The sequence below is a fragment of the Arachidicoccus sp. genome (assembly GCF_050436765.1).
In the GTDB taxonomy this organism is placed as follows: domain Bacteria; phylum Bacteroidota; class Bacteroidia; order Chitinophagales; family Chitinophagaceae; genus Arachidicoccus.
The window spans coordinates 44,816-54,258 of record NZ_JBNQGD010000153.1 but is presented as its reverse complement, the minus strand read 5'-3'; the positions used below and the strand labels follow the sequence as shown (position 1 = coordinate 54,258).

The window sequence follows — 9,443 nt, the reverse complement described above, 5'->3', positions numbered from 1 at the left end:
AATAATAATTCAGTAGCAAGCTTTCCCATTTCAAAAGCTGGTTGCTTAACTGTAATGACATTATTATGTAAAATCCCCGGCATATCAAAATTACTGAACCCGGCAATAGTCATTGGTTGACTCGTCTTTTCTTTCCATATTTGTGCTAAATTTAAGCACTCCATCGTTATACGATCCGAACCGGTAAAAATCGCATCAGGAGGTTCTGGCAATGCCATCAATTCATTAAACGCTATTTCTATCTCCATCGAATCCTTTCCGCCGTGCGCACAGTATTTTGTATAATCACTATTAACAGGCATGTTATTTTCCTTAAGTGCATCTACATATCCTGCTAACCTTTCATTGGTTATGGATAGTCTTGGGGGGCTGGTTATATGTGCGATGCGGGTGTGGCCTTTTTCTATTAACTGTTTTGTACAATTGTATGCCCCACCTTTATTATCCACAGAGACAGTATGCGTTTTAATCGTATCTGTAACCCTGTCAAAAAATACGATGGGTATGCCTTCTTCCTGTAGCTTTTTAAAGTGTGTTAAATCTTCCGTTTCAGAGGATAGTGAAACTAATAATCCATCTATACTTCTCCATTCTAGATTTTCTAACTTTTTGACTTCTTGCTCATACGATTCGTTAGTTTGTGAAATAATGCTAAAATAATTATTCTCGTTTGTAGCCGATTCAATTCCATTAATTACTTGCGAAAAAAACATATTGGGAATTGAACTCACCATTACGCCAATATATCTTGTCTTTTTCTTTTGAAGACTTTGCGCAAATAGGTTAGGACGATAATGATGTTTAGTCGCATAGTCTTCAATTTTTTTTCTTGTAGTTTCACTGATATTGTGCCTTCCCTGCAAAGCTCTGCAAACAGTTGAGGGAGCAACTTTCAACGCTTTGGCAATGTCTTTTATTTTTAAATTTTCAGCAGTCATTTTGATATTTTTTAAAAATGAAAAATATGATGGACAAGATTTGGAATCGATTTCTATGTATAAAGAACAACCATTTGTTATCCAAATATACTTAATCGATTAAATAAAAGTCAAATTAGCAATATAAAGTTTTTATTCTTTGTTAAATATTTATATTTATTATATTTAATAATCATATGATCAATAAATTACCAATTATTAACTGAAGGCTTATTTTAGGCTTCCGTCGCTGATTTTTTAGTGTTATTCAATCGTTTTCTGAACCCGATGAAAATAAATGCAAATGCGCTTGCTATTTTTGAGAAAAAGGATTTATTGCTGGGACAAGTCTACCAGGCAGAAAACGGGAAGCAGACTTAGTTGGGGGGAGGCACTCTTTAAACGGGAAAGATAATTCTTGGTTGTCGGAAGAGGCGATTGCCTTATTATTGGACTGATGGTCTCAAAAGAGATGTCTTTTTTTTAAACATCCTTTTAATCGTTTGCAAATCGATAAAATCAGTGAGAAAATTTTTACATTAACTATCCCACATTTCACGATAAAAATGAATATACCTGGCTGTGGCTTGTGGGTTGATATCAAAATAGTAGCGGCAAAGTTTTTTAAATAACAAAAGCATTTTCTCCTCTCCGCAAAAATCTAATATCCCATCCAGTAAACCTTGAATGGTGCTATCGTCCTTAATTTTATTTTCCGTCAAAGATTCTAGCTGCGGCAGGTATTGCCGATAAGCTAGCTGCTGCAACTGTTGCAAGTGTTTTGCCAATGGTCTTATATCATCTATCAAATTCATTGGAGTTTTTTGATAAAGGCATTTCTAGGAATTGTTTTTAGCTGAGAAATGCCCGTTTGATTTAATAGAATCAATCACTTAATCTATTTTTGTTTTTCTCAGCAGTGCTTATTTCGTTATAATTACCGGCCTATTTATATGTTCTTTGAATTCATTTATAATCTTCAATTGGTCCTATCCACTGTTTTGCCGCATGTCATCTGGATTAAATAGATTTTATATTTTTTCTGCACCAAAATATCTGTGCAATACTTTCGGTAGGTTTATTTCCGTCTCCGTTTGATTATTTTCCAGTAAAGCTGCAACTATTCTTGGTAAAGCCAAAGAACTTCCATTTAAAGTATGTACCAATTGTGTTTTACCATCGGTATTTTTAAAACGGCATTTCATACGGTTGGCTTGGTAGGATTCAAAATTGCTGACGCTGCTTACTTCTAACCAACGCTGTTGGGCTGCGCTATACACTTCAAAATCATAGGTAATCGCGCTTGTAAAACCCATATCACCACCACACAAACGCAAAATGCGATAGGGCAATTCGAGCGATTGAATTAATTTTTCTACGTGCGCCACCATTTCATCCAAAACCATTTCGCTTTTTTCGGGATGCACAATTTGAATGATTTCCACTTTTTCAAATTGATGCACACGGTTTAACCCACGCACATCTTTGCCAAAACTTCCGGCCTCACGGCGAAAGCAAGGAGAATGGGCAGTAAGCTTTAATGGCAAATCACTTTGTTTTAAGATTTCGTCTCTGTAAATATTGGTAACAGGTACTTCGGCGGTGGGAATTAAATAAAAATTATCCTCTGTCGCGTGGTACATTTGACCTTCTTTGTCGGGCAATTGTCCTGTTGCATAGGCTGAGGTCTCATTGACCATATAAGGAGGAATGTATTCAGTGTAGCCTTCGGCTGTATTGAAGTCTAAGAAATATTGTACCAAGGCACGTTGTAATTTTGCACCCTTACCTTTATATAGTGGGAAGCCGCTGCCGGTAATTTTTGCGCCGGTCTCAAAATCTATTAAATCGTATTTTTTTATTAAATCCCAATGAGGTAAAGCAGTTGTTGCTAAGGTCGGCTTTGAGCCACTTTCGCGTACGACCACATTGTCTTCGGGAGTTTTGCCCAAAGGAACTTTTTCGTTGGGTAAATTGGGTAATTGTACTAACGTTTTGTATAATTTTTCTTCTACCTCAGTTGCACTTATTTTTAAAGGGTCAAGTAATGGTTTTAAGGTAGCTACTTCTGCTTTTGCATTTGCTGCTTCTTCTTTTTTGCCCTGTGCCATTAGCGCGCCGATGGTTTTGGAGGCTAGGTTTATTTTCGATTGTATAGTATCAAATTCTGTTTGCAGGCGTTTGCGCTCATTATCCAACGCAATGATTTCATCTACCAGATGGATGCTTGCGAAGTTCTTTACTTTCAGTCTTTCCTTTACCCAGTCAGGGTTTTGCCTCAATACGTTTACTTGTAACATCTAAGAAATTTGGGTAAAGATAAATTTAATTTGAAGATTTGAAGAGCTTGGTCATTTGAAAAAAATATTCTTTGCTCATTCACTATTATCTTTGCCTTATGAATGTAAACGACGATATAACACAACGGTGGTGGAATTTGGAAGCGAAACTTGCGGAAAAATTTGAAAAGAAGCCCGATATGGAGGCTATTTTGTTTTTAATAGGGATGCAGGAAACGGGGTTTATCCAGAATAATATTTCAAAAGAGCAGAAGCAAGATCTGATGCATGTAGCGATTTGTACTTTGCTGCTGCCAAGTGGGTACTATAAGTTAGATCACCACGATGAAGATGGCTGGCCCCATTTTATACAGCTAAAAGAGCATGCTTCCCAATCGGTCATGGAGCAGGAGAATTTTTTGAAAGATCATATTTTGTTTTATTTTGAACAACAGCAGTTTTTATAGGCGGGAGGTATTCGGCAATATCTTTTGTGCCGCTCAACAGCGTGATTTCTCTTTCATCATAAATATTTTCCGGAGAGGCTGATGCTTCTTATCTTTATAAAATGAACCTTTTTGATTCATTATCTTCCGCTTTTCGTACTGTTAAAAGTAATAAGCTCCGTACCGGTATTACCGTTACTATTATTGCTTTGGGTATTATGGCCCTAATTGGGATTGTAACCTCGACAACAGCAATTAAGCAGAAGATGCGCTCCAGTTTTTCTTCTATGGGCGCTAATGGATTTACTATTACGTATAAAGATATGCAGCGCTTCGGCAATCAAGTGCGTGTGCAAAATGGTAAGCGTCAGAAAAAATCGAATCTTGATAAACCCATTACCAAGGTAGAAGCAGAGTTATTTAAGCAAAAATATAAGTTTCCCGCAAAAGTGAGTATTGCCCTTGATGCTACCGGTGGAAGTGTGGAAGTGCATTACAAGAATATAAAAACGAATCCCAACGTAACACTCAGCGGTGGAGATGAGAACTATTTGTTTGTAAATGGCTTTACCGTTGCCGATGGCCGCAATCTTTCCGTTAACGATGTGAACTCGGGAAGAAATGTATGCGTATTGGGTAATGATTTGGCAGTAAAACTTTTTGGCAGTAATACGGGAAGAGCGGTAGATAAAATGATTTTGGTTGGGACATTACCCTACCGGGTTGTCGGTGTGTTAGCGGCAAAGGGTTCTGGTGCCAGAGGAAGTCAGGATAATTTTATATTAACGTCCTATAACAATATTCGCCGTTTAGGGCTGAGCAATGCCAACTCTTTTTCTATAGGAGTCGCCGCTGACGATGTGCAGAATGTAAGTGTCGCAGCATCGGAAGCGACAGGTGTTTTTAGAAGGGTAAGAAAGCTTTTGCCCAGTGAGGCGGACAATTTTGTTATTAATAAAAGTGATGAACTCACCCAAAAATTATTCAGTTCACTTAGTAGCATTGAATATGGTGTGGTGGGTATTGGATGTATTACTTTGTTTGGAGCGGCTATAGGCTTGATGAATATAATGTTGGTGGCGGTGAGCGAGCGCACCAAAGAAATTGGCCTTATTAAGGCCATCGGAGGGAAGAAGAAAAATATTCGCCAACAATTCTTATTTGAATCCATCATCATTAGCTTGATGGGTGCTTTCATAGGTATCCTATTGGGTATTTTGATAGGCAATGTCTTTGCCAGCTTTATGAAAACAGGTTTTGTTGTTCCATGGCTATGGGTGACGATCGGAATTGTGTCATGTTCGGTAACGGGTTTGCTGGCGGGACTATATCCGGCAATTAAGGCATCAAAGCTCAATCCTATAGATGCACTCCGCTATGAATAGCCTTTACAACAAATAGAGTTGGTAGGCAGTAATTTAGCAAACAAATATTTGTTATATCTCTACCCGTTATTGAAGGTTTTATTGAATGCTTTCTTTATCTTCGCTCATTAATTAGCCTTGGCTACCTTGTTGGCAAGGCATTTTTTTTAATATACATAACAAAATATAGAATGAATTTAGGAATATGGGAGGCGGTGGTTGCAATTGTGGGTGTTGTAATTGGTATAATTGTTGGCAAATTTGTTTTTGCAAAAGACACTAAAAAGCAAATTGCGGACGCAGAAAACCAGGCACAATCCATCATAAAAGAAGCTCAATTACACGCCGAAACTACCAAAAAAGAAAAATTACTTGAAGCAAAAGAAAAATTTGTTCAACTAAAGTCAGAACACGACAAAGAGATATTTGAACGTGACAAAAAGATTGGTGATATTGAAAATAAAATTAAGCAGAAAGAGAATACCATTAATCAAAAAGAGAATACGCTCGACAAACAATTGAAAGAAAACAGCCTTATCAAAGAAAATTTGAACAGGCAAATTGAAGTTGTGAATCAAAAACGTACCGAGCTCGAAAAGCACCAGGAGGAGCATATTCGACGCTTGGAAAAAATATCTAATCTCTCTTCAGAAGAAGCAAAATCCCAGTTGATAGAAAGTTTGAAAAGTGAAGCCAAAACCCAAGCGCTTTCGCTACAGCAAGACATAATTGAGGATGCGAAACAAAAAGCTAACAAAGAAGCTCGCAAAATCATTATACAGTCTATTCAGCGTACGGCCGCAGAGCAAACTATTGAAAATACGGTAACTGTCTTTAACCTGGAATCTGACGAAATTAAAGGTCAGATTATTGGTCGTGAAGGGCGCAATATACGTGCTATTGAAGCTGCTACCGGAGTAGACTTAATCGTTGATGATACGCCGGAAGCCGTAATTCTTTCGAGTTTTGATCCTTTGCGCCGTGAAATTGCGCGTCTTTCTTTGCAGCGTTTGGTTGCTGACGGACGTATTCACCCGGCTCGTATTGAGGAGGTGGTAGATAAAACCCGTCGTCAACTGGAAGAGCAGATAATGGAAATCGGAGAACGTACAATTATTGAATTAGGTATTCACGGTTTGCACAAAGATCTCGTAAGAATTGTGGGTAAAATGCGATTCCGTTCTTCTTACGGACAGAACTTATTGATGCACAGCCGCGAAACAGCCAATCTTTGTGGCATAATGGCCGCAGAATTAGGACTTAATCCGAAATTGGCAAAACGTGCCGGTCTGTTACATGATATAGGTAAAGTTCCTGACGAAGAGACTGAATTGAGTCACGCTTTATTAGGTGCTAAACTGGCGGAGAAATACGGAGAAAACCCTGCTGTGGTCAATGCCATTGGTGCTCATCACGATGAAATGGAAATGCTCTATGTAATTTCACCCATTATCCAGGCTTGTGATGCTATTAGCGGGGCGCGCCCTGGTGCTCGTCGCGAAATAATGCAGCAATATATTCAGCGTATCAAAGATCTGGAATCGTTGGCGCAGGGCTATACCGGCGTTGAAAAAGCATATGCTATTCAAGCGGGTCGTGAATTGCGTGTGATTGTGGAAGCAGATAAAGTAACCGATGATGAAAGCGGTAAATTAAGTTTTGATATTGCTCAAAAAATACAAACCGAGATGACTTATCCCGGTCAGATAAAAGTGACCGTTATTCGTGAAAAACGTGCGGTGAACGTGGCGAGATAGAAGTGATTGCTAATAGATTTCGCTCAAATTTTAATAAAGAAGCATTGCATGATGCTTCTTTATTTTTTGGGTGAAAGATTAGATTATTGTTATCCGATTATCATTTTCTCTAAAGACCAAATAAATTCGTACCTTTGCGCACTTAAAATAAAATTATTTTGATGAATATCAGAAATATTGCCATTATCGCGCACGTTGACCACGGTAAAACTACCTTGGTGGATAAGATTTTACACACTGCCAGAGTATTCCGAGACAATCAGGATACCGGAGATTTGATAATGGATAGCAATGACCTTGAACGAGAAAGAGGTATTACGATTTTTAGTAAAAATGCAGCCGTTATTTATAACGATGTAAAGATAAATGTGATTGATACACCTGGTCACTCCGATTTTGGCGGAGAAGTGGAACGTGTATTGAAAATGGCAGACGGGGTGATCCTTTTGGTGGATGCCTTTGAAGGCCCTATGCCACAAACACGCTTTGTATTACAAAAAGCATTGCAATTGAATTTAAAGCCAATCGTGGTTATCAACAAAGTTGATAAGCCTAATTGTCGTCCTGATGAAGTACACGATGCGGTATTTGAATTATTCTTTAACCTAGATGCAACGGAAGAACAACTTGATTTTCCTACTTTCTATGGTAGTGGTAAGAATGGTTGGTTTAACGATAGCCTAACGGAGCGCGAAGACATTTTGCCATTGATGGATGGTATTTTGAAATATGTTCCTGAACCTAAGGTAAACGAAGGTCCTTTGCAAATGCAAATCACTTCTTTGGACTATTCTTCCTTTTTGGGAAGAATTGCGGTGGGAAAAGTTACCCGTGGCAGCATTAAAGAAAGTCAGCCAATAGCCTTGGTGCAAGCTGACGGAAGTATCAAAAAATCCCGCGTGAAAGAGCTGTATGTATTTGAAGGAATGGGCAAACGCAAGGTTACAGAAGTTATAGCCGGCGATTTGTGTGCGGTTGTTGGCCTCGAAGATTTTAATATTGGCGATACTATTTGTGATGCAGAAGTACCGGAAGCTTTACCCATAATCAGCGTAGATGAACCTACAATGAGTATGTTGTTTAGCATCAATACTTCACCATTTTTTGGTAAAGATGGTAAATTTGTAACTTCGCGCCACTTGCGCGATCGCTTGCTGAAAGAAACCGAAAAGAACTTGGCATTACGTGTAGAAGATACAGATAGCGCCGATAGCTTTTTAGTATTCGGCAGAGGTATTTTACACTTAGGTGTTCTGATAGAAACCATGCGTCGTGAAGGTTATGAATTAACGGTGGGGCAACCACAGGTATTGGTAAAAATGGTCGATGGTAAAAAACATGAGCCTTATGAAAATCTTGTGGTAGATGTACCGGCAGATTTCAGCGGAAAAGTAATTGATTTGGTTACACAACGCAAAGGTGAAATGTTGGTTATGGAAAGCAAAGGTGAGATGCAACATTTGGAATTTGATATTCCTTCTCGTGGCTTAATCGGCCTTCGTTCTCAGATGCTTACCAATACGGCTGGTGAAGCAGTAATGGCTCACCGCTTTAACGAATATAAGCCTTGGAAAGGAGTAATTCCAGGTAGAAGTAATGGCGTTTTGATTGCAAAAAATCAAGCAACGACTACCGCCTATTCTATCGATAAATTGCAAGATAGAGGTTCTTTCTTTGTAGATCCGGGAGATGACGTATATGTAGGTCAAATTATTGCAGAACATATTAAACCCGGAGATTTAATTGTAAATGCTACAGAAGGAAAAAAATTGACCAACATGCGTGCGAGTGGTAGTGATGATTCTGTACGTATTGTTCCAAAAATTCAAATGACTTTAGAAGAATGTATGGAATATATTCAAGATGACGAATGTATAGAAGTTACGCCGAAAATTATTCGTTTGCGCAAAACTTTGCTCAATGAAGAAGAAAGAAAACGTCAATCTAAATCAATGAAAGCCTAGTGAAAAAAGCTTCTGCTGTCCTTAAAAGGCGATAGAGCTTATATATAAAAAGAATCCGCACTTCAATTTTTGGGTGCGGATTCTTCTTTATAGGAGGGTGAGTTATAATATATCTGTTTTTGACGAGTTTATTGTTCCATAAAAAGACATTATATCCCGATTAATACTTTGCACCTGTAAAGTGCTATAACCACTCTCTGTGATATCCAAAATGAGTTCGTTTGCATTTTTTACATTGTTCAGGGTGATGGTAATTTCATAAATACCTTTTCTCTTTTGCTTAAGATGGTAATTAAAATCCTTGGTACTAAATTTTATACCATTATCATCACTATGGAAATTACCGCTATAAGCCCTTCCGTAAAATGGTAGATTAGCTTTTATTGAGTCTTTTGTTACGGAAAGATAATAGCCCGGCGATAATTGGCGCAGCTGCTGGCCATTGGGTAATATATTCAAGATATTGATTCTTTGTGGATTTGCCTGTGTTGCTTCAAATACAAAATTCTGCATCCCTGTCAATTTTGCGATTTTTTCTCTTTGTTCCGTTTTTTCAACGCCGGATTTTAGAGAGGAGGAACAAGCGAATAACACTAAAGAAATAAGGATGCAAGTAGAAACTACGTAATTTTTCATCTGCTTTCAATTTGTTCTGTTAAAGGTAGTAAAACCCTTTATATATAAATAAAAAGAGCGGCTAATGACAGCCGCTCTTC

8 protein-coding genes are annotated in these 9,443 nt (G+C 38.1%); 4 read left to right on the top strand and 4 right to left on the bottom strand.

The window, feature by feature from the left end:
* The 3 genes from ACQR30_RS06645 to serS all read right to left on the bottom strand — a co-directional run.
* A partial coding sequence (locus ACQR30_RS06645; protein ID WP_429733039.1) for a LacI family DNA-binding transcriptional regulator occupies positions 1–938 on the bottom strand: 938 nt, incomplete at its 3' end.
* Between the two features lie 518 nt (positions 939–1,456).
* Positions 1,457–1,732, bottom strand: a complete 276-nt coding sequence (locus ACQR30_RS06640) for a hypothetical protein (RefSeq protein WP_429733036.1) — start codon at positions 1,730–1,732, stop codon at positions 1,457–1,459.
* A gap of 216 nt (positions 1,733–1,948) precedes the next feature.
* On the bottom strand, positions 1,949–3,217 hold the full coding sequence (gene serS, locus ACQR30_RS06635; RefSeq protein ID WP_429733033.1) for a serine--tRNA ligase: 1,269 nt from the start codon (positions 3,215–3,217) through the stop codon (positions 1,949–1,951).
* A gap of 98 nt (positions 3,218–3,315) precedes the next feature.
* On the opposite strand from serS, the gene ACQR30_RS06630 reads away from it, so the two are divergent.
* The 4 genes from ACQR30_RS06630 (at position 3,316) to typA (ending at position 8,727) form a co-directional block, all read left to right on the top strand.
* Positions 3,316–3,663, top strand: a complete 348-nt coding sequence (locus tag ACQR30_RS06630; RefSeq protein WP_429733031.1) for a hypothetical protein — start codon at positions 3,316–3,318, stop codon at positions 3,661–3,663.
* 101 nt (positions 3,664–3,764) lie between these two features.
* Positions 3,765–5,027 carry an ABC transporter permease gene (locus tag ACQR30_RS06625; RefSeq protein WP_429733028.1) on the top strand — a complete coding sequence of 421 codons (1,263 nt, stop codon included), beginning with the start codon at positions 3,765–3,767 and terminating at the stop codon, positions 5,025–5,027.
* Positions 5,028–5,197: 170 nt separating this feature from the next.
* On the top strand, positions 5,198–6,763 hold the full coding sequence (gene rny, locus ACQR30_RS06620) for a ribonuclease Y (protein ID WP_429733025.1): 1,566 nt from the start codon (positions 5,198–5,200) through the stop codon (positions 6,761–6,763).
* 161 nt (positions 6,764–6,924) lie between these two features.
* A complete protein-coding gene (gene typA / locus ACQR30_RS06615) occupies positions 6,925–8,727 on the top strand; it encodes a translational GTPase TypA (protein WP_429733022.1) in 1,803 nt (600 codons plus the stop codon).
* 102 nt (positions 8,728–8,829) lie between these two features.
* Here typA and ACQR30_RS06610 read toward each other — a convergent pair whose 3' ends face one another.
* Positions 8,830–9,363: a DUF4251 domain-containing protein gene (locus tag ACQR30_RS06610; protein ID WP_429733019.1), complete on the bottom strand. Its 534-nt coding sequence runs from the start codon at positions 9,361–9,363 to the stop codon at positions 8,830–8,832.
* Positions 9,364–9,443 lie beyond the last annotated feature (80 nt).

Coding starts and splice junctions, on each gene's coding strand:
- typA (WP_429733022.1), top strand. CDS start 6,925: ATGAATATCAGAAATATTGCCATTATCGCGCACGTTGACCACGGTAAA.
- serS (WP_429733033.1), bottom strand. CDS start 3,217: ATGTTACAAGTAAACGTATTGAGGCAAAACCCTGACTGGGTAAAGGAA.
- ACQR30_RS06630 (WP_429733031.1), top strand. CDS start 3,316: ATGAATGTAAACGACGATATAACACAACGGTGGTGGAATTTGGAAGCG.
- ACQR30_RS06610 (WP_429733019.1), bottom strand. CDS start 9,363: ATGAAAAATTACGTAGTTTCTACTTGCATCCTTATTTCTTTAGTGTTA.
- ACQR30_RS06625 (WP_429733028.1), top strand. CDS start 3,765: ATGAACCTTTTTGATTCATTATCTTCCGCTTTTCGTACTGTTAAAAGT.
- ACQR30_RS06640 (WP_429733036.1), bottom strand. CDS start 1,732: ATGAATTTGATAGATGATATAAGACCATTGGCAAAACACTTGCAACAG.
- rny (WP_429733025.1), top strand. CDS start 5,198: ATGAATTTAGGAATATGGGAGGCGGTGGTTGCAATTGTGGGTGTTGTA.